At 70.7% G+C, this 19,430-nt stretch carries 17 protein-coding genes; 9 read left to right on the forward strand and 8 right to left on the reverse strand.

What is annotated here, in order from left to right; genetic code table 11:
- Window position 1: 1 nt before the first annotated feature.
- From JIG36_RS34135 to JIG36_RS34145, 3 genes are read left to right on the forward strand one after another with little or no spacing between them, the layout of a single operon-like run.
- Complete coding sequence (locus tag JIG36_RS34135) at window positions 2-475, forward strand: hypothetical protein (RefSeq protein ID WP_203380539.1); 474 nt, start codon at window positions 2-4, stop codon at window positions 473-475.
- Window positions 472-2,673 (forward strand): phosphoketolase family protein, encoded by a 2,202-nt coding sequence (locus tag JIG36_RS34140; RefSeq protein ID WP_203380540.1) that lies wholly within the window; start codon window positions 472-474, stop codon window positions 2,671-2,673. Before JIG36_RS34135 ends, JIG36_RS34140 begins: the two co-directional genes overlap by 4 nt.
- Window positions 2,670-3,668 (forward strand): radical SAM protein, encoded by a 999-nt coding sequence (locus JIG36_RS34145; RefSeq protein WP_203380541.1) that lies wholly within the window; start codon window positions 2,670-2,672, stop codon window positions 3,666-3,668. Before JIG36_RS34140 ends, JIG36_RS34145 begins: the two co-directional genes overlap by 4 nt.
- Before the next feature lie 4 nt (window positions 3,669-3,672).
- On the opposite strand, the gene JIG36_RS34150 is transcribed toward JIG36_RS34145, so the two are convergent.
- The 3 genes from JIG36_RS34150 to JIG36_RS34160 form a co-directional block, all read right to left on the reverse strand.
- Complete coding sequence (locus JIG36_RS34150) at window positions 3,673-4,671, reverse strand: AraC family transcriptional regulator (protein ID WP_236048709.1); 999 nt, start codon at window positions 4,669-4,671, stop codon at window positions 3,673-3,675.
- A gap of 7 nt (window positions 4,672-4,678) precedes the next feature.
- Window positions 4,679-5,488: an oxidoreductase gene (locus JIG36_RS34155; protein ID WP_307873024.1), complete on the reverse strand. Its 810-nt coding sequence runs from the start codon at window positions 5,486-5,488 to the stop codon at window positions 4,679-4,681.
- 114 nt (window positions 5,489-5,602) lie between these two features.
- Complete coding sequence (locus JIG36_RS34160) at window positions 5,603-6,097, reverse strand: hypothetical protein (RefSeq protein WP_203380543.1); 495 nt, start codon at window positions 6,095-6,097, stop codon at window positions 5,603-5,605.
- 192 nt (window positions 6,098-6,289) lie between these two features.
- Here JIG36_RS34160 and JIG36_RS34165 point away from each other — a divergent pair, with 192 nt between their 5' ends.
- Window positions 6,290-7,312, forward strand: a complete 1,023-nt coding sequence (locus tag JIG36_RS34165; protein ID WP_203380544.1) for a zinc metalloprotease — start codon at window positions 6,290-6,292, stop codon at window positions 7,310-7,312.
- A gap of 54 nt (window positions 7,313-7,366) precedes the next feature.
- Here the strand turns inward: JIG36_RS34165 and JIG36_RS34170 are convergent, their stop codons facing one another.
- The gene (locus JIG36_RS34170) at window positions 7,367-7,825 is read right to left on the reverse strand and encodes an SUKH-3 domain-containing protein (RefSeq protein ID WP_203380545.1); all 459 of its coding nucleotides are present in this window, start codon (window positions 7,823-7,825) and stop codon (window positions 7,367-7,369) included.
- Between the two features lie 26 nt (window positions 7,826-7,851).
- Window positions 7,852-8,370, reverse strand: coding sequence for a hypothetical protein (locus JIG36_RS34175; protein WP_203380546.1), 519 nt, complete (start codon window positions 8,368-8,370; stop codon window positions 7,852-7,854).
- A gap of 84 nt (window positions 8,371-8,454) precedes the next feature.
- Here JIG36_RS34175 and JIG36_RS53585 point away from each other — a divergent pair, with 84 nt between their 5' ends.
- The 5 genes from JIG36_RS53585 to JIG36_RS34200 all read left to right on the forward strand — a co-directional run bounded on the left by JIG36_RS53585 (window position 8,455) and on the right by JIG36_RS34200 (window position 16,620).
- A complete protein-coding gene (locus tag JIG36_RS53585; protein ID WP_203380547.1) occupies window positions 8,455-9,543 on the forward strand; it encodes a calcium-binding protein in 1,089 nt (362 codons plus the stop codon).
- 141 nt (window positions 9,544-9,684) lie between these two features.
- Complete coding sequence (locus JIG36_RS34185) at window positions 9,685-10,278, forward strand: hypothetical protein (protein WP_203380548.1); 594 nt, start codon at window positions 9,685-9,687, stop codon at window positions 10,276-10,278.
- A 28-nt stretch (window positions 10,279-10,306) separates the two neighbouring features.
- Complete coding sequence (locus tag JIG36_RS34190; RefSeq protein WP_203380549.1) at window positions 10,307-10,669, forward strand: CU044_2847 family protein; 363 nt, start codon at window positions 10,307-10,309, stop codon at window positions 10,667-10,669.
- A complete protein-coding gene (locus JIG36_RS34195; RefSeq protein WP_203380550.1) occupies window positions 10,666-14,583 on the forward strand; it encodes an nSTAND1 domain-containing NTPase in 3,918 nt (1,305 codons plus the stop codon). Before JIG36_RS34190 ends, JIG36_RS34195 begins: the two co-directional genes overlap by 4 nt.
- A gap of 45 nt (window positions 14,584-14,628) precedes the next feature.
- A complete protein-coding gene (locus tag JIG36_RS34200; RefSeq protein ID WP_203380551.1) occupies window positions 14,629-16,620 on the forward strand; it encodes an alpha-1,4-glucan--maltose-1-phosphate maltosyltransferase in 1,992 nt (663 codons plus the stop codon).
- Here the strand turns inward: JIG36_RS34200 and JIG36_RS34205 are convergent.
- The 3 genes from JIG36_RS34205 to ligD are packed head-to-tail and all read right to left on the reverse strand — an operon-like array spanning window position 16,607 to window position 19,350.
- Window positions 16,607-17,392, reverse strand: a complete 786-nt coding sequence (locus tag JIG36_RS34205) for an AAC(3) family N-acetyltransferase (RefSeq protein WP_203380552.1) — start codon at window positions 17,390-17,392, stop codon at window positions 16,607-16,609. The genes JIG36_RS34200 and JIG36_RS34205 overlap by 14 nt on opposite strands.
- 9 nt (window positions 17,393-17,401) lie before the next feature.
- Entirely contained in the window at window positions 17,402-18,196 is a 795-nt protein-coding gene (locus JIG36_RS34210) for an endonuclease/exonuclease/phosphatase family protein (protein ID WP_203380553.1), read from the reverse strand.
- Between the two features lie 11 nt (window positions 18,197-18,207).
- Entirely contained in the window at window positions 18,208-19,350 is a 1,143-nt protein-coding gene (ligD, locus tag JIG36_RS34215; RefSeq protein ID WP_203380677.1) for a non-homologous end-joining DNA ligase, read from the reverse strand.
- Window positions 19,351-19,430 lie beyond the last annotated feature (80 nt).

A 19,430-nucleotide genomic window follows, 5' to 3' on the forward strand; every position in this document is an offset into this window, starting at 1 on the left:
GATGACTCCCTCCTATCCCGTGCTGCCCAGCGATCCGGGACAGGCGATCACCACCGAGGGCCGAGTCGCCGACGTCCGCGGGCGGGCCGTGCTCCTGCTCCCGTTCACTGCGCCGGTGGGTCGCTCCCGGGGCGTCCGCTACCGGACGGAGCTGGACGGAGGACCGCCGCAGACACGGGTGGTGATCAGCTCGGACGGCCGGGCGATCCTGCTCGACCGTGCGGTCGCCTCGGTCGCGTCGGGCACGGTCCTGTCCGTACGGCTGAAGCCACTCGCGGCTCGTGGTGACCTGCACCTGCCGCGAGACCTGGTCGAGGAGGCCCACGACGCTGCGCTCGACCTCACCGGGGTGCCGGACCACGAACTCGCACTCATCATCACGATGCTCCGAGAGGCCTCCACGCCGCAGATCCGGCAGGCGCGCAAACAGCATGTGCTCGCCTCACTGCAACCGGTGTCCGGAGAGCAGACGTGACCGCCGGGACGATCGACCACCGTACGGCAGAGGTCAGATCGGCCTGGCTCGCCGACCTGACCACTGCCGACCCGGTCGATCTGCGAGCGCTCAAGAACGCGCTCGACTACCTCTGCGCGGCCCAGCTGTACCTGGACGACAACGTGCTGCTGGAGCGGCCGTTGAACACATCGGACGTCCGGGTGGATCCGGCCGGGCACTGGGGCGTGTGCCCTCCGGTCAACGCTGTCATCGCCGCCCTCGCTCCGCTGCGCTCTCGTCTCGCCGGTGACGAGGTGATGATCGTCCATGGTGCCGGGCATGCCGGCCCGAGCGCGCTCGCGATGTCCTACCTCAGCGGAGAGCTGGGTCGCCGCTATCCCCGGTTCGCCTGGTCCCGGGAGGCGCTCGAGCGGCTCGTCCGGCAGTTCCCGCGCGGGCGGCACGGCCTGGGCACCGAGATCGGACCGCAACTGCCGCACCAGCTCTACATGGGTGGGCAGCTGGGCGGCTCGCTGGCCTTCGCCTGCGGGGCGGTTCTCGACGCGCCGGGCCGGCTCGCCGTCCCCCTGATCGGCGACGGCGAATGCGAAACCGGCGCGCTGGCAAGTGCGTGGCTGGGCGCCAACGCGATGCGCGTCGACGGCTCGTCCCGGCACGGCTTCGTTCTGCCCGTGGTCCTGGCCAACGGCCTGCGAATGGGTGATCGATCGCTGTTGGGAAGGATGAGCGCGGATCAGTTGCGGGCGTACTTCGGCGGGCTCGGCTGGACCGCGCATCTGGTGGACGGCACCGACGTCGGCGTCCTACGTGACACCTTCGCCGACGCCCTCGCCGCAACCGACGACCTCGCCGGCGACCGCAGACATGTCGTTGTGGTCACGATGCCCAAGGGGTTGGGCGTCCCGGACCGCGTCGAGGGCCGCCAGATCCTGGGCACGCCCCGGGTGCACAAGGCGCCGTTGAAGCGACCACGGGACAACGCCTCGGAGTTCGCAGCGCTCTGCGGCTGGCTCAGTTCCTATCAACCGGCGGCCCTGATCGACGCCGACGGCGCTCCGGCGCCTTCGATCCAGCGGGCGTTGCGGCCGGCCCAGCCGGCTCCGGCCCAGCCGGCTCCGGCCCCGGATGTCGTGCCGGTCGCCGATCCCGAGCCGGCCGGACCAGACGACGAGCGCGACGGCACCTTCGCGGCTGCGGTCCTGCGGTCTCTCGGGCGCCGGCAGCGGCCGTGGCGTGTCTTCTCGCCCGACGAACTGATCTCCAACACCCTGGACCCTCAACATCCGGTGCTGGCGGGCCACAGCGTGGAGGTGCTCAACGAGGAGCTGTGCCACCTGTGGTTGCAGGGCTATCTCGAAACGGGTCGGTCAGGTCTGTTCATCTCGTACGAGGCCTTCGCCGTACTCAACTCGTCCCTGGTCCGGCAGTACGCCAAATATCGCCGGCTGGCCGCCGGCGGCCGCCCCAATACGACCGGGAGCTGCAACTATCTGCTGACCAGCCTCGGCTGGAACAACACCTACACCCACCAGGACCAGACGTTCCTGACGGCGCTGCTGGACGCCGGCTTTCCCGGGACGAGCATCTATCTTCCGGCCGACGACCTTCGCCTGGAAGCGACACTGGATCGCGTCATGGAGGACGCCGGGGGCCTGAACGTCGTCGTCGCCGGCAAGTACTTCGAGCCTGGCGTCCGGCTGCCGACCGGCACGATCGCGCAAGAGCTCGACATGGGCTACTCGATCCTCACCGACGACGACCCGGACGCCGACCCCGACGTCGTGCTGATCGGCATCGGCGACGTGACGCACCCGCAACTCAGCGGCGCGGCGGCTCTGTTGCGCGCGGACGATCCGTACCGGACAGTGCGCCAAGTCGTCATCCACGATCTGGCGGCGTTCGGCGTGCCCGGGGCGCGTCGGCGGTTCTCCCCGGCCGACGAACGGATGATCTTCGGGCAGAGATCCGCGGTAATCATCGCGTCGACCACTACCGCGATGCCCGTGCGTGCCCTGTTGTTCGACCGGGCCGGCCTGTCCGGCCGGTGCCACGTACGCGGGTACCTCGATCCGGGCCGCCACATCTCCGGCCGGGCGTTGCTCGAGCACTGCGGCCTGGACGCGCCGTCCCTGGCCGCGGCCGCCGAACGACTCGTGCGCCGCCGCGACCCCTCATTGCAGGACCATCTGCCGACTACGCGGACAGGAGAATCGTGAACCCGGAATTTGTTGCGCTGCGGCCGCAGGACACCGAGGACGGCGACCGCGTCGTCATCGAGTGGGTGATGTCGAGCATCTGCAACTACAAGTGCTCCTACTGCCCGGACATCCTCCACGACGGCCGCATCCGCTGGCCGGAGTATGACGACATGGTCGACTTCGCCCGGCGGGCGACCAGCCACTACACCGCCCTCGGCAAGGACGTGACGTTCCTGTACTCGGGCGGGGAACCGTCACGCTACCGCCGCTTCGTCGAACTGGCTGCGGCCACCCGTGCGATGGGCGCCTCGGTGGCCATTCTCTCCAACGGCAGCCGGCCCGAGGCGTGGTGGGCCGAAGCGCTGCCCCATCTCGACGAGGCCCTCCTGTCGTTCCATCTGGAGCAGGCCGACAAACAGCACTTCTCCGACCGCGTCGCCCAGCTCTCCGCGGTCATCCCCACCCAGGTGAACGTGGTCATGATTCCGGATCGCTTCGCGGAGTGCCTGGCCATGAGCGACGATCTGCGGGAACGGCATCCGGCCGCCACGGTGCACTACAAGCCGATGATGGAGCACTGGCGGCGGATGAGTGGCGGCTACGACGAACACGCCACCGACGTGCTCTGGCGCGCCAACATGGGCGGAGAGCGCCCCGTACGGTTCCCCCGCGGCACCACGCTCAAGGGCGACATGCTGCGGCTTTCCGCCGGCGGCGACGCCACCCCGGTCACGCCGATCGAGCTGATTCTCGGCGAGGACAACCATTGGCAGGGCTGGGAGTGCGCCATCGGTGAGGAGACCTTGTTCGTCGAGTTCGACCAGGTGCTACGGAGCGTGTGCGGCGTCGGCGAGCCGCTCGGCTCCATTCGTGACCGGAACCTCGCATTCCCCGTCGGCCCGGTCACCTGCACGCGAGGCAGCTGCACCTGCATCGCGGGCATCAAGGCGAGCAAGAGCAGCCCAGACACTCACCGCGTGCCGCTCCCCGCGCCGACCGTGCGGGGGGCCTAGCGCCTCAGCGCCGACCCGCCCGGCTGATCTGGTCGGGGGTGCTGCCGGTCCACGCGTGGAACGCCCGGTAGAACGAGTTGGTGTCGTCATAGCCGAGCAGGTACGAGATCTCCCCCGCGCTCATCCGCGACGTCGACAGGTAGTGCCGGGCCAGCTCTTCCCGGGTGCCGCGCAGCACCTCCTGGAAACTGGTCGCCTCGAGGCGCAGACGGCGCTGCAGGGTGCGGCCACTGAGGGCCAGTTCGCGAGCGACCGCGTCCACGGTGGCCGAGCCGGCCGGCAACAGGCGTACCAGCACCTGGCGTACGAGTTCGGCGGTCGACGGCTCGGCCTCGAACTCGGTCAGGCGCCGCCGCAGAGCGGGCTCGAAGTACTCCCACATGCGGTCGTTCGAGGTCAGGAAAGGGCGTTCGGAGTCCGTACGGGAGAAGGTGACGACAGGAATCGTGGAGTGCTCGATCGGCGTGCCCAGATAGTCGCGGTAAGCGGACGCGGGGACGGCGCCCGGGTCGATCGGGGCGGCGAACCGAAGCGGCCGGATCTCGTCGCGCGTCGCCATCCGGGACAGCGCCACCCAGAAGATCAACTCCATCAGCAGCAGTACGGGCGGAGCCTGCCCGGCGTCGGGCCAGTGCATCTCGATCCGCAGGTCGCCGCCGTTGCCGTCCACGACCAGCCGCAGCGGCCCGATGAGCTTCTTGTAGGTGGCCAGGCGGGCGGCGGCCACGCTCAGACTCGGGCTGCAGAACGCCGCGAACAGCGGTGGGTCGAAGATCTCGGCCCGCATCGCCTGACCGATCCGGATCGGCAGCAGCGGATCGCCGGCCTGCTCCTCGAGGGCCCGCCAGAACGCGTAGAACTCGGCCGTGCTCAGCTCGGCCGTCTCGTGCGCGTAGACCGCCATCGGCAGCCCGGCCCGGCGCAGCACGTCGGGCAGGCTGATCCCGAGGTCGGCCAGCAGCGCCCGCCCCGAAGGGCCGACGGTGAAACGGTCCGGGCTCATCACACGCCTACAACCGGGACATGACCGAACGGTCGTACACCCGGTCGCCGAGCCATCTGCGCATCAATATCAGCATCCTCGCGTACTTGCCGGCGACATAGCGGGTCCGCGGGCGCCGCGCCCCGATCGCCTCAGCGATCACGTCGGCGATCACCGACGGCGGCGTGGCGCCGTTCGCGTACTGCTGCCGCGTCCCCTCGACGACCCGTTTCGCCATGGTCGCATAGGGACCGGCCCCGGACCGTTGCAGAACCGGCCCCGCGGCCACGTCGGCAAACCCGGTGTCGATCAGCCCGGGTTCGATGATGACGACGTCGATCCCGAACGGCGCCAGCTCCAGCCGCAGGCAGTCGGACCAGCCCTCCAGGGCGTGCTTGGTGGCGTGGTACCAGGCCCCGAGCGGCGTGTAGATCCGCCCGCCCATCGACGACATGTTCACGATCCGGCCCGACCGGCGTTCCCGCATGCCCGGCAGCACCAGCTGGGCGAGCCGGGCCAGGGCGAACAGGTTGACCTCGAACTGGTAGCGCGCCTCATCCAGGGTGACGTCCTCGACCGCCCCGAACAGGCCGAACCCGGCGTTGTTGACCAGCACGTCGACGCCGCCCCGCTCGGCGGTGATCCGCTTGACCAACTGCACGACGTCGGGCTCGCTGGTGACGTCCACGGCCACCACCACCGCGCCGAGCTCAGCGAGATCCCGCATGCTCTCCTCCCGGCGCGCCACCGCATAGACGACGTGACCGTCGGCCAGCAGCCTGCGGGCCGCGGCCTTGCCCATCCCGGACGAAGCTCCGGTCACCAGAACGGTCTTCACAACTGGCCTCCCCAGCGCGGCGGCCCCACCGGCCCCCTGCCTTTGACGCTAGGAAGAGGTCGGCCGCCGTTCACTAGCCGAACGCGCCACCCCACTTGCCGTTCACGCCAGCCCTCACAGCGCCCCGGCCCGGATCACGCCGATGCCGCGCCGGGTCAGCACCTCGGCCGTGTAGTCGCGGGCCCGCCACGAGGCGACCCGGCCGCCGGCCATCTTCTCGATGTCGTCGTGGTAGAGCTGCTGGGACCGCAGAGCCGGGAACCCGCCGGGCCGGGACGGCGGATCGAACCAGATCTCGGCGAAGCTCTCGGGCAGGCTGCCGCCGTGCGCGCCCTCGCAGTAGTACTCCACCCACCGGGCCAGCGACCGCAGCTCGGCGTGGCTGTGCCCGCGGCGCTTGAGGGCCCACTGCAGCACGATGAACGCGATCTCGTCGAACCGGTTGGTGACCGAGGCCGCGTAGTGATTTCCCAGATCGCCGAGGATGATCACCGGCAGCCCGGCCCCGGGGCCGAACACGCGCAGGTGATAGGCGGCCTTGCCGAAACTGTCGGGCGACCTCCGCATGAGAGCCGCCTCGTCGACGACCAGAACCGCCTCCGCGATCATGGTCGGTCCGTTGGATCTGCGCCGCCCGAACACGGCATCGCCCCCGTCCACCGTAGACAACCACCGTACGAGCCCTGGTTCCACGCATCAACCTCCGCCGATATAGCAGGTCAGACAGTCTTTGATCTGTCATTGACTCGGCCTGCGGGCGGGACGACGGTTTGAGCATTCGACCTGGGATAGGTGACTGCTATGTCCGACGTAGCCGAACAAGAACCGCTCGAGTGCCTGCCCGATGGGCTGGTGGCTGCGCTCGAGGTCCGCGACCGCTGGCGGCAACAGGTCGCCGCGCAGTCGACCGGGCTGGAATTCATCGTCTCCGACCTGGCCCGGTGGCCGGTCGGCTCCCGGGTGCGCGTCGCGTTCCTCGACGGCGACAAAGCTCTGCACGCCAAGATCGTGGAAGCGACCGCCCAACTGACCGACAACGCCAACCTGGTGCTCGACTTCGGGCTCGACGCGACCACCGGTGAGTTCCGCCGGTGGACCACCAACGACACGACGTACGCGGCCGAGATCCGCGTCAGCTTCGACCAGCCGGGCTTCTGGTCCATGGTCGGCACCGACAGCAACGACCCCACGCTGGGGTCGCCGCTCGACCTGTCCGGCGGACGCCCCAACCAGCGCAGCCTCAACCTCGGCAAGTTCAAGGAGGTGCTGCCGGCCCGGTGGCAGGGCGTGGTGCGGCACGAGTTCCTGCATGCGATCGCGTTCACGCACGAGCACCAGAACATGCGCGGCCCGTGCGAGGACGAGTTCCGCTGGGAGGACGACGCGGGCTACGTTCCGACCACCGACGCACGGGGCGTGTTCGTGCCCGACGCGGCGGGGCGCCGGCCCGGCATCTACACCTATCTGGCCGGCCCGCCCAACGAGTGGCCGCGCCCCAAGGTCGACCACAACCTGCGTACGTCGGAGGACCCGACCCTCGTCGCGGGCCCGTTCGACAACAAGTCGATCATGCTGTACCAGTTCGCGGCGTTCTTCTACAAGTCGAACCCGAGCTCGTGCGCCCCGAAGGGCGACGGCATCAACCTCTCCGAGGAGGACGTCCGCGGTCTGCGGCTGCTCTACCCCGAGGTCGCGGACGAGCTGTCGGCGCGCGCCAACGAGGCCCTCAAGGAGCTGATGGACCTCGGCAGTGGCACCGACGCCCTCGGCGGCGGCAACTCGGCCTACTACGACCGGGCTACTGAACTGCTGCGGGCCTTCTGATCCCGGCACCCGATCCGGGCGGGCCGCGGCGTACAAGCGCCGGCCCGCCCGGCTTCACATCAGATCGCGCGGCATGTAGCCGAGGATCAGCCAGTCGAGCGCGTCCGGCATGCGGCCGAAGGTGGCCAGCCCGTCGATCACGGTGTAGATCTCGCCCCGCTCGTCGATGCCGAGGTTCGTCCACGAGCAGGTTCCGCCGGCCAGCTCGCCGATCGGGGCGAGGTCGTGGCCGATGTCCTGCCCCCACTCGATGAATCGGTCGGCTTCGCCGTCGCACAGCGTCGGCACCAACGCGATCGCCTCCCGGGCGCGGGAGATGCCGGAGCCACCGTACGGGATGGAGAGGCCCCCGAACTCAGCCAGGAACTCGACGGCGGCCGCGTGCAGGGGCGGGTAGCCGTCGGCCGCGAGCTCCGCACTCCACCGCGACGTGTCGACCCGGCGACCGGAATACCACCCGGCCCCACCCAGGATGCGGCGTGTCTGCGGCAGAAGCCGGTCCGAACTCTCCACGGCAACGACTGTAGACGGGCCGGGCTTCAGCTGAGGTCGTGCTGCTCGAGACCTCGCATGATCAGGGTCTGCATGGAGCCGAAACCGTAGAGATCCACGTCGGAGGACAGGGCGGCCACCTCGCGGAGCACGGGCTCGACGTCGATGCCCCGCTCGCGGGCGCGGTTGCACAGCCACCAGATCGTCATGAGCTCGTCGCGGGGGTCGGCGCCCTGGTCGCGCGCGGAGACGTGCACCAGGCGGCGGCGGAACTCCGGCCCGGTCTCCCAGTCGTACGGCAGGTGGGCGGCCCAGCTGAACGAGCCGTACGTGCGGAAGATGTCGCGGACCTCTTCGCGCGTCGGCGCACCGCCGGTCTCGTACGCGTCGAGCAGAGCCTCCAACGCTTCGGTGGCTTCGGCTGTCACACCGGCTTCCTCGAGCGGCGGCGTCCGGCGATGGGCGGCCGCCCAGTTCGGATCGCTCAGGTCGACCGGGCGCCGGGCGATCTCGCGCAGCATCTCGTCGAGGACGACGACATCGGCCCGCACAGCAGTGAGATCCATGCCGTCATTGTCGACGCCGCTGTCGACCCGCCCGCCCCGCACAAGCGGTTATGATCCCTGCTCCGAGCGATCACGGGGGATCCGATGCGGCACATTGGCAAGATTGTCACGGCACTGCTGGGGGGCGGTGGGCTCGTCGCCCTCGTGGCGGTGGCGACACCGGCGCAGGCCGCGACCAACGGGCTCGCCACCGTGGTCGGCACGAACATCGTGCAGTACCAGGCCGGGAAGGGCCGCACGAACGGCGTGGTGCTGACCCGCTCCGGCACGACCGTGACGATCGACGACCGTACGACGATCACGCCCGGCAAGGGATGCAAGGCCGTGGACGCGACCACCGTACGGTGCACGGCCCCGAAACTGTCCTGGGTGCGGGTCTATCTGTACGACGGCAACGACACCGTGGTCAACAAGGCCGACCTGCCCATCTCGGCCGACGGCGGCACGGGCGCCGACAAGATCGTCGGCGGGCCGTGGAACGACATCCTCAAGGGCGACGGCGGCAACGACGCCATCTGGGGCATGGCCGGCAACGACCAGATCGACGCGAGCTACGACAACGACCGGGTGTCCGGCGGGGACGGCAACGACGAGATCAAGGACGGTCCCGGTACGGACGTCGTGCTGGGCGGCAACGGCAAGGACGGATTCCACGGCGGCCCGGGCAACGACACGTACAACGGCGGCCCGGGCAGCGATGCGTTCATCCCGTCCCAGCCCTCCGGTGCCCAGGTCAAGGCGGATGCGGACCGGTTCATCGGCGGCCCCGACCAGGACGTCGTCACCTACAGCGCCTACTCCACCGGGGTGCGCATGGACGCGGACGGCGTGACCGGCGACGACGGCCTGCCCGGCGAACGCGACACGATCAGCACTGACATCGAAGTCCTCGTCGGCTCCCGAGGGGCCGACTGGATGGGCGGCACCGCCCGCGACGACACGTTCAACGGCATCCAGGGCAACGACACGATCTTCGGCTACGGCGGCAACGACACCATCGACGGGGATCAGGGCTCCGACAAGCTCTACGGCGGCGACGGCGACGACGTCCTCTACGGCAGCGACGACGACTTCGACGCCATCGACCAGCTCGATGCCGGCGCCGGCGCCGACACCTGCTACCTGACCCGCGGCGATGTGCACGTCGGCTGCGAAAGCACCGTCGGCCCGTAGCGCCTTTTCATACTTGCGGCGACGACGGAAGGACGTCCGAAAAGAATCAGTCGGAACGACGACAGAATTGATCCGCCTCCGTCGATAAGTTGATCTCGCCGCCGTGCCATGGTTGCGCATTCCTCCGGTATGGGAGTGGTCATGTCACGTGTTCCGAGATCGATGCGAGCGGGGCTGGGCGGTCTTGTCCTCGCCCTGGCGTTGGCGGTCGGCGCCTGCGGCGGCTCCGACCCCGACCAGCCCAGTTCCCCGGCCGCGTCCGCCAGTGCCGATCCGCAGGCGGCCTACCCGGCCACCGATCTGGGCGCGAGCGACCTGATAGGTCACATGGCGGCCACCGGTGATCTGGCGCTGCTCCAGTCGCTGCGACCGACGACGGCCGACTATCAGGCCCTGTTCGAGCCCGACTTCGCCGAGCGGGCGCAGCGCGCCTACGAGAAGCAGATGTGGTCCTCGATGCCGACGACGCCGAAGCCGTGGGCCGATCCCGACCAGACCGAGGTACGGGTCTGGGGCGCGAAGACCGAGGACATCCGCAAGTGGACAACCGCGGTCCGTCAGAACTTTCCGGGCGGCTACAACAAGATCAAGCACTATCTCAAGCCGGGCCTCACGATGTATTCGATCAAGGTGGTCCGGCCGGGCGACGATCTGGGGATGGCGTTCAACGGCCTGACCCATGTCAACGGCCACTGGGCGTACTTTCCGAAGCCCTGGCGCGTGCTCGATTCCTGACGTCCGACCGTGAACACTGAGGAGATCCATGACTGAGCTGGCTCGCATCCGCCTGGCCGGTGGCGGCACGATCCTGGTCGAGTCCGACGAGGACTTCGACGACGGCCCGGTCAAGGCCGGCAAGGTGGGCGATCGGGTGCGCGACGCCGCGGCGAGCCTGCAGGAACTGCTGGAACCGGTGACCGACACCGCCGAGGCGCTGCTCGGCCAGCTCAGCCGGGCCAAGCCGGCCGAACTGGAGGTCGAGTTCGGCGTCTCGCTGTCGGCCGCGGCGGGCGCGGTCATCACCAAGACCGCGCTCAGCGGCAACATCAAGGTCAAGATGAAGTGGCGGCAGGACGGCCTGGTCGAGCCGGTCGCGCCTGAGGAGTCCGCCGCCGATCAACCGTGAGCGCCGAACCCGGCCTCCCCGGGCCGTGGTGGGCGGTCTCCGTAGCCCGGGTCACCGGTTCGGACGGGGAGACCACCGGCGCCGGGTTCCTGGTCGCCAAGGATCTGGTGCTCACGTGCGCCCATGTGGCAGTGGGCGGCCCGGGCTCCAAGGTCCGGCTCGTGTTTCCCCGGGCCCCGGGCGCGCCGAGCGTGACCGGGCGCGTTCAGGCCGAGGGCTGGTCGCCGCCGGATGCCGAGGACATCGCCGTCGTCCGGCTCATCGAGACGCCCGCCGGCTTGCGACCGCTTCCGCTGGGCCGGTCCGAGGGGCGCCGAGGTCACTCGGTGCGCTCCTTCGGCTTCCCGGTCGGGCCGGAGGGCGAGTTCGGCGACGCCGAGGCGGGCGACCTCTTGCGCACGGGTCTGCTGCAACTGAGTGCGGCCAACGACGTCACCGTGGGGTTCAGCGGTGCCCCGGTGTGGGACGAGGTCGCCGAAGTGGTGATCGGCATGGTCTCGGCGGTGAGCCGGCCCGATCGGCTGGCCCGGCGCACCGGCATCACGTACGTCACCTCCAGCGCGGCGCTGCTGTCGGCGTGCCCGATGGCGGCCTCGGAGGAAACCTGCCCCTATCTGGGGTTGGAGCCGTTCGGCGAGGAGCACCAACGGTTCTTCCACGGCCGGACGGCCGCGGTCAGGCAGCTGCTCGAAGGTCTGGACGGCCGGCCCGAACTGAGGATCCTGCTCGGACCCTCCGGCGCCGGGAAGTCGTCGCTGGTGCGGGCCGGCCTGCTCCCCGCGCTCGCCGAGGGCGGACTGCCCGGCAGCGCGCGCTGGTCGACGACGGTGATCCGCGCCGGCGACGACGTGCCGGCCGGCCCGGGGCCCGAGCACGAACTGCTGGTCGTGGACCAGTTCGAGGCCACGCTGACCGGCGAAGGGGCCGGCGCGGGGATCGAGGCTCTGGGCGCCCGGCCCGGCCGCACGGTCCTGCTGGTGATGCGGGACGACTTCTACCCCCGGCTGGCCCAGCAGGCGCCGGACCTGCTGGCGCTCGCCGGCCGGCTGATCAACGTTCCGGCCACCCTCGCCCCCGCCGAACTGCACGACATCATCGAGGCGCCGGCCAAGGAGGTCGGCCTCGGCATCGAGCCGGGCCTGCCCGAACGGATCATCGATGACGTCCGCGCCACACAGCCGCAAGCCTCCGCGGTGGTGCTCCCGCTGCTCGAAGTCGCGCTCAGACAGCTCTGGGAGGACCGGTCGGACGGCCGGCTGACCCACGCCGCCTACGAACGGCTGGGCAGGCTGAGCGGCAGCATCACCACGTGGTGCGACCGGGCGATCCGCGGGCTGCCCGAGGCGGTCGTGCGTGACGTGCTCATCGCGATGGTCCGGCCGGCTGAGGCGGCGCGCAACGTTCCGGCCGTACGCCGTCCGCGCACCCGCGACGAGCTGCGCACCCTGGGCGGGGACGGCGCCGACGACGTGCTGGCCGCCCTCATCGACCGGCGGCTGGTGGTGGCCCGCGACCTGGACGGCGAGCCGGGAGCCGAGCTGGCCCACGACACCCTGATCCGGGACTGGAACCGGCTCCAGAAGTGGGTCGAGCAGGACGACGGCTTCTACCGGTGGCTGGAACGGGTCGAGGGGCGGCAGCAGGCGAACGAACTGCTCGGAAGCCGGGAGCTGACCGACGGCGAGCGGTGGCTGGACGACCGGCGCCTGCCCGCGAACACCGCAGCGTTCGTCACGGCCAGCCGACGGGCCGCGCGCCGGATGGTCGTGGTCCGCCGGACGTTCCAGGCCGGCCTCGCCGTTCTCACCGTCGTGGCCACGGTGGCGGCGACGCTGGCGATCGTCTACGCCCGCCGCGCCGACAAGCAGCACGTCATCGCCCTGTCCCGCCAGCTCACGGCCCAGAGCGTCAGCATCGACGCCACCCGGCCGGCGACGGCCCGGCGGCTGGCGGCGGCCGCCTGGCAGGGGTCGCCGACCACCGAGGCCGGTGCCGCCATGACCACGCTCCTCACCGGACAGCAGTCCGTGCTGGCCGGCGGCTCCGCCCCGGTCACGACGGTGGCGTTCTCCCCCGACGGCGTGCACCTGGTCTCCGGCAGCGACGACGGCACCATCCGGTTCTGGCAGGCGGGCACGGGACGACCCGCCGGGCCGCCGGTCTCCGCGCACACACGGGCGATACTGGCGCTCGCCTACACGCCCCAGGGAGACGCGCTGGCAACGGCTTCGGTCGACGGCACCGTACGGCTGTGGGACACCGCCACCGGCAGGGCGATCGGGTCGCCGCTCGCCGCGTCCAGTAACCGGGTCAACGCCGTGGCGTTCTCGGCCGACGGCACCCGGCTCGCCACGGGCGGCGGGGACGGCAGCGTGCGGTTGTGGGATCGGCGTACGGGAAAGCCGGTCGGCACCCCCATGCGATATCCCAACCGGGTCGAGGCGGTCGCGTTCAGCCTGGACGGCCGATGGCTCGCCACGGCGGCCCACTCGGGAACGGTCGAGCTGCGCGACCCACGATCCGGCGCCGTCGCCTTCAGCCTGTCCAACCCGGACGACGATCCGGCTTACCGGTCGGCTGTCCGCACCCTGGCCTTCAACCAGGCGGGCACCAGGCTCGCCACCGGTGACAACGACGGCGGGGTCGGATTCTGGGACCTCGGAACACGCCGCTCGAAGCGGGTCGACACCGGCGAGGAACCCGTGCTCTCGGTGGCCTACAGCCCGGGCGGCACGCGGGTCGCGTCGGCCGGGGTCGACCGGACGGCCCGCCTGTGGGATCCGGCGGCCGGCGTCGCCCTCGGGGCACCGATCACGGCCCACGACGCGACGGTGTGGTCGGTGGCGTTCAACGGCAGCGGCAAGGTCCTGGCCACCGGCGGCGCCGACGGGACGGTCCGGCTCTGGGACTCCAGCACCGGCCGCGCCACCACCGCGCCGCTGGACACCACCGGTGCACGGCGGCTGGCGGTGACGATGACGCCCACCTCGTCGCTCATCGCCGACACGGACGACGAGAACACGGTTCAGCTGCGGGAGGCGGCATCCGGACGCCCGTACGGTGTCCCCCTGCGCGGTTCGGCCGACGGGGTGTACTGGCTGGCCGCCGACCGGCAACACGGCATCGCCGCCACCTCGGGCAACGAAGGCCTGATCCGGCTGTGGGACGTCCGCACCGGCCGCGAGATCGTGCCACCTCTGCCGTCGGCCGGCACCGACATGACGTTCAGTGCGGATGGAACCCACCTGGCCTCCGCCGACAACGACGGCCGGGTTTTTGTCTGGGAGATCGCCACCGGCCGCCAGGTCCGCGAGATCCGCACCGGCGACGACTTCCTCATAGCGGATCTGGAGTTCAGCCCCGACGGCACCCTGATGACAGCGGGTTCGGACACCCGGATCCGGTTCTGGAACATCACGACCGGAGCGCTCTCCGGCGAGATCGGCGCGGATCTGCGTGAGGATCCGGACGTGGCGGCTTACACCAGGAACGGCGATCTGCTGGCGGTCGGCGACGGATCGACCGTGGACCTGCGCGATCCGAAGACGGGCCGCTCGATCAGGAAGATGTTCGACCCGGGCGCGGAGGACATCACGGCGCTCGCGTTCAACGCCGACGGCACCGTGATCGCTTCCGGTCACGCCCGTACCGGTGGGGTCCGGCTGTGGGACGCCGGCACCGGCCGTCTGATCGGCAGCCGCCCGGGTCACACCAAGAAGATCGAGGGCCTGGCGCTGAGCGAGGACAACGCCTTCTTCGTCTCCGTGGACGAGGAGTTCCACACCCGCGCCTGGTTCGTGCCGAGCCCGACAGTGGCCCACCACGAGTTCTGCGCCCGCTTCGGGGGCCCGACCGGCGACGAATGGCAGCGGTACGCCCCGGGCGAACCCGGCCCTCCGAAGTGCGGAGACTAGCGCGCTCACCGAGCGGCCACCCCGGGGATCCTCTAGCGTCGGGGCATGAGCGCCTCACCGACGCATCGCCGCATCGGCCGGATTCCTGTGGTTGACGTCGCCCCGGTCGTGGACGGCGGCAACCGCCCCGCCAAGTCCGTCGTGGGCGAGGAATTCGAGGTCACGGCCACGGTCTTCCGGGAAGGGCACGACGCGGTCAACGCCACCGTCGTGCTGGTCGACCCGGCCGGACGGGAACGCCGGCTGCCCATGACGAGGGTGAACGCCGGGCTGGACGCGTGGGCGGTGACCGTCTCGGCCGACAGCGCGGGGCTCTGGTCGTACGGGATCGAGGGTTGGTCCGACCCGTACGGGACCTGGAACCACGACGCCGTCATCAAGGTCGGCGCCGGGGTCGACGTCGAACTGATGCTCGAGGAGGGCGCCCGCGTTCTGGAACGTGCGGTCGCCGAGGTGGTGCGCACCAAGGAACAGGTGGCCGTGCTGGACGACGCGGCGGCCGCGCTGCGTGACACTGCGACTTCCCCCGAGGTACGGCTCAACGCCGGTCTCTCCTCGTCCGTCGTGCGGGAGCTGCGGGAACGTCCGCTGCGCGAGCACGTGTCGGCCACCCCGCGCACGCCGTGGCTGGTCGAACGGGAACGAGCCCTCTACGGCGCCTGGTACGAGTTCTTCCCGCGCTCCGAGGGCGCCCACTTCGACGAGGCGGCCGGCGGCTGGGTCAGCGGCACCTTCCGGACGGCCGCCGAGCGCCTGGACGCCGTGGCCGGCATGGGCTTCGACGTCATCTACCTGACCCCGATCCACCCGATCGGCCGGATCAACCGCAAGGGCGCCAACAACAGCCTGCGCGCGAACGAGAGCGACCCCGGATCCCCGTACGCGATCGGTTCCGCCGACGGTGGTCACGACGCCATCCACCCCGACCTGGGCACGTTCGACGACTTCGACGCGTTCGTGGAGCGGGCCCGCGGGCTGGGCATGGAGGTCGCGCTCGACATCGCGCTCAACTGCGCGCCCGACCACCCGTGGGTCGCCGAGCACCCGGAGTGGTTCACCACCCGGGCCGACGGCTCGATCGCCTATGCGGAGAACCCGCCGAAGAAGTACCAGGACATCTATCCGCTCAACTTCGACAACGACCCCGAGGGCATCTACGCCGAGGTCCGCCGGATCATCCAGCTCTGGATCGACCACGGCGTGACGATCTTCCGGGTGGACAACCCGCACACCAAGCCGGTCGAGTTCTGGGAGTGGCTGATCGCCGACGTCGCCCAGGACCACCCGGAGATCATCTGGCTGGCCGAGGCGTTCACCCGGCCGCCGATGATGCACAACCTGGCCAAGGTGGGGTTCCAGCAGTCGTACACGTACTACGCCTGGCGGCACTCGAAGGCCGAGATCGAGGAGTATCTGCGCGAGCTGTCCGGGCCCGCGGCGGCGTACATGCGGCCCAGCTTCTGGCCGACCACGCACGACATCCTGACGCCGTTCATGCAGCGCAGCGGGCCGCCCGGGTGGGTGATGCGGGCGGCGCTGGCGGCGACCCTGGTTCCCACGTACGGGATCTACGCCGGTTACGAGCTGGTCGAGAACGTGGCCCGCCCCGGAGCCGAGGAACAGATCGACAACGAGAAGTACCAGTACAAGAACCGCCGCTGGGCCGAGCGGGGCGAGCAGTCACTGGCGCCGTTCCTGACCCGCCTCAACGAGATCCGGCGCGCCCACCCGGCCCTGCACTGGCTGCGCAACCTGCGCTTCCACTCCGCCGACGACCCCGAGGTGCTGGTCTTCTCGAAGGCCCGCCGGGTCTACGACCGCGACGACGTCATCCTGGTGGTGGCCAACCTCGACCCGTCCCAGACGCGGGAGACGACGATCCGCCTCGACATGCCGGAGCTGGGTCTGGGCTGGACCGACACGTTCGTGGCCCACGACCTGATCACCGGCCAGCACTGGAACTGGGGTCAGAACGCCTTCGTGCGGCTGGGCCCGGAGACCGAGGCCGTCCACATCATCCACGTCAGGCCCTATTGACCGGCAGCCACGCGGTGGCGAAGTCGACCACCGCCCGCTGCGGCATCAGCCGGGCCGGCGCGCTGCCGACCGTTCCGAGGTCGACAACGCCCTGCGCCTCATAGGCGGCGCCGATCTGGGGAAAGTCCGAGGCGTCGGCGTCCGGCGCGGTCCAGGTGACCCAGCGGCTGCCGCCTCCCGGCTCGCGGACCGCGGCGCCGTGGTCGGCCATCACCGGCGGCGTCTGGCGGCATTCGGCCAGGTGCATCGAGGTGTTGCGGTCGTGACCGCAGCCGAGCAGCAGAATCTTGCCGTCGGCGCGGTAGACGGCCCCGAGCGGCGAGCCGTCGCCGAGCCCGTCCTCGAGCGGGTGGTTGCCGGTCACGTCGGCCGCGCTCGCACCCAGCGCGGCGAAAGACACCTGCGGGTGGGAGCTGCGCCGGGCGCCGGGCCAGGTGCGGACGAGCTCGGGGAACACACCCATGTGCTGGCTGGGGGTGCGGGCCGGGTCGAAGCCGGGGCTCTGCTCGCGGATCACCGGCCACCACGCCTCGGGCACGGGCGGCCGGGTCCACTCGGCCGGGTCCGAGTTGGCCGGGTTGTGGGTCGGCACCACCAGGGTCCCGGCCGGGGTCAGCACGTCGAGGAAGGCCTCGACGACGGCCTGCACCCCGCCGGCCAGGGAACCCACCGCCCGCATCGACGAATGCACGATGACGGTGTCACCGGGGGCCAGACCGAGGGCGCGGAGGTCGGTGGCCAGCGAGGCGGCCGTGTGCGGAAGCGTCTGCATGTGGGGGCCCTAAATGTCGAGGATCAGGGGGCGATGGTCGGAGACCTCGGGCGCGGTCAGGATCTCGAAGTGCTTCACCGCGCCCACGTCCGAGACGAGCAGGTAGCTCGCGTGGCGTACGGGCTTGGTGTAGCGCGACGTGCGGGTGTCGGCGGCGCCCACCAGGTCGGTCAGGCCCGCCTCGGCGGCCAGGATCGTGAACGTCTCGCTGCCGGGGAGCAGGTTGAGGTCGCCGCACAGCACGACCAGATCGTCGGGACGGCGGATGCGCGCGACCAGCTCGGCCAGCTTCAGCGCCTGCTCACGCCGTACGGGGGAATCGGTCTTGCCCGCCTCGTCGCGAAGCCCGTGGGCCTGCACGACGCAGATCGCGCGGCCGGACGGACGGTCGACGGTGCGCACGGCCACCGCGTTGCGCGGGCGGTGGGTCGACGTCCACTCGTCGTGATCGACAAATGCGCCGTGCACGTACGCCGTGTCGACGCCGACGAGCGGCAGGTGCTCGGCCACCAGGGTCGCCACGCCGAACTCCTGGTGGTGCCGCCGGCCCGAGGCCTCGACCGGACCGGCGTCACTTGGCAGGAACAGGGCCTGATGACGGGGCAGCGCGGCCCGTACGTCGCCGAACAGGTCGGCCCGCTGCGGCAGGGACCGTTCCGCGTCTTCGAACCTGGTCCAGCCGGTCACGCCCGGAGTGCGGGTCACCTCCTGCAGGCAGGCCACGTCGGCGCCGCTCGCGGGCAGCCACGCCGCCAGCTCGTCGAACAGGGCCCCGCCCCACGCGTTCACGCTCACGATGCGCACGGCGAGACACCCTACGCGGCCCCCTCGATCAGGTCACCGAGGTTTACGCCGGCCTCGCCCAGCAGCCGCTCCACGGTCGCGATGGCCAGGCCGTCGATGACGTTGTCGCCGTGGATGATGCGGTAGAAGTCCTGCCGGCCACGGCGCACGGCCTCGACCCGCCAGCGGCCGTCCGGGGTCTGCATCGCGCCGATCACCGTGCCCTGGCTGGGCGGCGGTACGGGTTCGGGCGCGCGGCGGATCGAGGCCGGGGAACGGTCGGTCCGCAGGCCCCGCCACGAGGGGTGACGCAGGCGGCCGTCCGGGGTCCAGTTGCGGAACGCGACCTCGCCGATCAGGGCCGGCTCGACCCAGTGGGCGACGCGCGCATACTCGCGGGGCACGCCCTCGATCGGTGGGGTGCGGCGGGACAGCGCTGCGAGCTCGGTCTGCAGGTGCCGCAGCGCGCTGTCGGAGAAGCCGGTGCCCACGTGCCCGGCGAACACCAGCCGGTCGGCGTTGTCATAGACGGCCAACAGCAGCGAGCCGATCGTGCCGGAGCGGCGACCGGAGCCCGCCTTCCAGCCGATGACCAGCACCTCCTGGGTTTTGACGAGCGGGATCTTGGTCCAGTCGGAGGAGCGTTTTCCCGTACGGTACGGCGACGCCAGCCGCTTGGCGACGACTCCTTCGAGGCCGGCCAGTTCGGCGGCGCGCAGCACGGTTCTCCCGTCGGCCTCGGTGAAGCGGGCCGGGACCCGTACGTGGGCACCGACCAGACCCAGCCCCGAGAGCAGGTCACGCCGGGTCGCGTACGGCTGCGGGGTGAGGTCTTCGCCGTCCAGCCCGAGCAGGTCGAACACGTAGTAGAGCACCGGGACGGCGCCGATCAGGGCCTGGCTCGGCGTGTCGACGTGCATGCGCTGCTGGAGCAGGGCGAACGACGGCCGGTCCCCCTCGAGCGCGACGATCTCGCCGTCCAGGATCGCGTCGCGGCCGTTGAGCAGACCGGGCAACTCCCCCAGCTCGGGATAGCTGGCGGTGATGTCGTTGAGGTTGCGCGACCGGGCCTCGATCCGCCCGCCGCACACCTCGGTTATGGCACGCACGCCGTCGTACTTGAACTCGAACGCCCACCCCGGACCGCCCGGAAGCGGCCCGGCAGCCGCAAGCATCGGCGCGGAGATCACCTTCCCAGTGATCACCACTTCCTCCGGCCCGGCAACCGGTACGCGGAAAGATCACCTAACTACAT

Source organism: Paractinoplanes ovalisporus, from assembly GCF_016834655.1.
Lineage (GTDB): Bacteria > Actinomycetota > Actinomycetes > Mycobacteriales > Micromonosporaceae > Actinoplanes > Actinoplanes ovalisporus.

What these genes read in the sequence shown, in the direction of transcription:
- JIG36_RS34135 (WP_203380539.1), top strand. Translation starts at nt 2, where the DNA reads ATGACTCCCTCCTATCCCGTGCTGCCCAGCGATCCGGGACAGGCGATC.
- JIG36_RS34150 (WP_236048709.1), bottom strand. Translation starts at nt 4,671, where the DNA reads ATGAGCCCGGACCGTTTCACCGTCGGCCCTTCGGGGCGGGCGCTGCTG.
- JIG36_RS34160 (WP_203380543.1), bottom strand. Translation starts at nt 6,097, where the DNA reads ATGATCGCGGAGGCGGTTCTGGTCGTCGACGAGGCGGCTCTCATGCGG.
- JIG36_RS34165 (WP_203380544.1), top strand. Translation starts at nt 6,290, where the DNA reads ATGTCCGACGTAGCCGAACAAGAACCGCTCGAGTGCCTGCCCGATGGG.
- JIG36_RS34175 (WP_203380546.1), bottom strand. Translation starts at nt 8,370, where the DNA reads ATGGATCTCACTGCTGTGCGGGCCGATGTCGTCGTCCTCGACGAGATG.
- JIG36_RS53585 (WP_203380547.1), top strand. Translation starts at nt 8,455, where the DNA reads ATGCGGCACATTGGCAAGATTGTCACGGCACTGCTGGGGGGCGGTGGG.
- JIG36_RS34185 (WP_203380548.1), top strand. Translation starts at nt 9,685, where the DNA reads ATGTCACGTGTTCCGAGATCGATGCGAGCGGGGCTGGGCGGTCTTGTC.
- JIG36_RS34190 (WP_203380549.1), top strand. Translation starts at nt 10,307, where the DNA reads ATGACTGAGCTGGCTCGCATCCGCCTGGCCGGTGGCGGCACGATCCTG.
- JIG36_RS34200 (WP_203380551.1), top strand. Translation starts at nt 14,629, where the DNA reads ATGAGCGCCTCACCGACGCATCGCCGCATCGGCCGGATTCCTGTGGTT.
- JIG36_RS34205 (WP_203380552.1), bottom strand. Translation starts at nt 17,392, where the DNA reads ATGCAGACGCTTCCGCACACGGCCGCCTCGCTGGCCACCGACCTCCGC.
- ligD (WP_203380677.1), bottom strand. Translation starts at nt 19,350, where the DNA reads ATGCTTGCGGCTGCCGGGCCGCTTCCGGGCGGTCCGGGGTGGGCGTTC.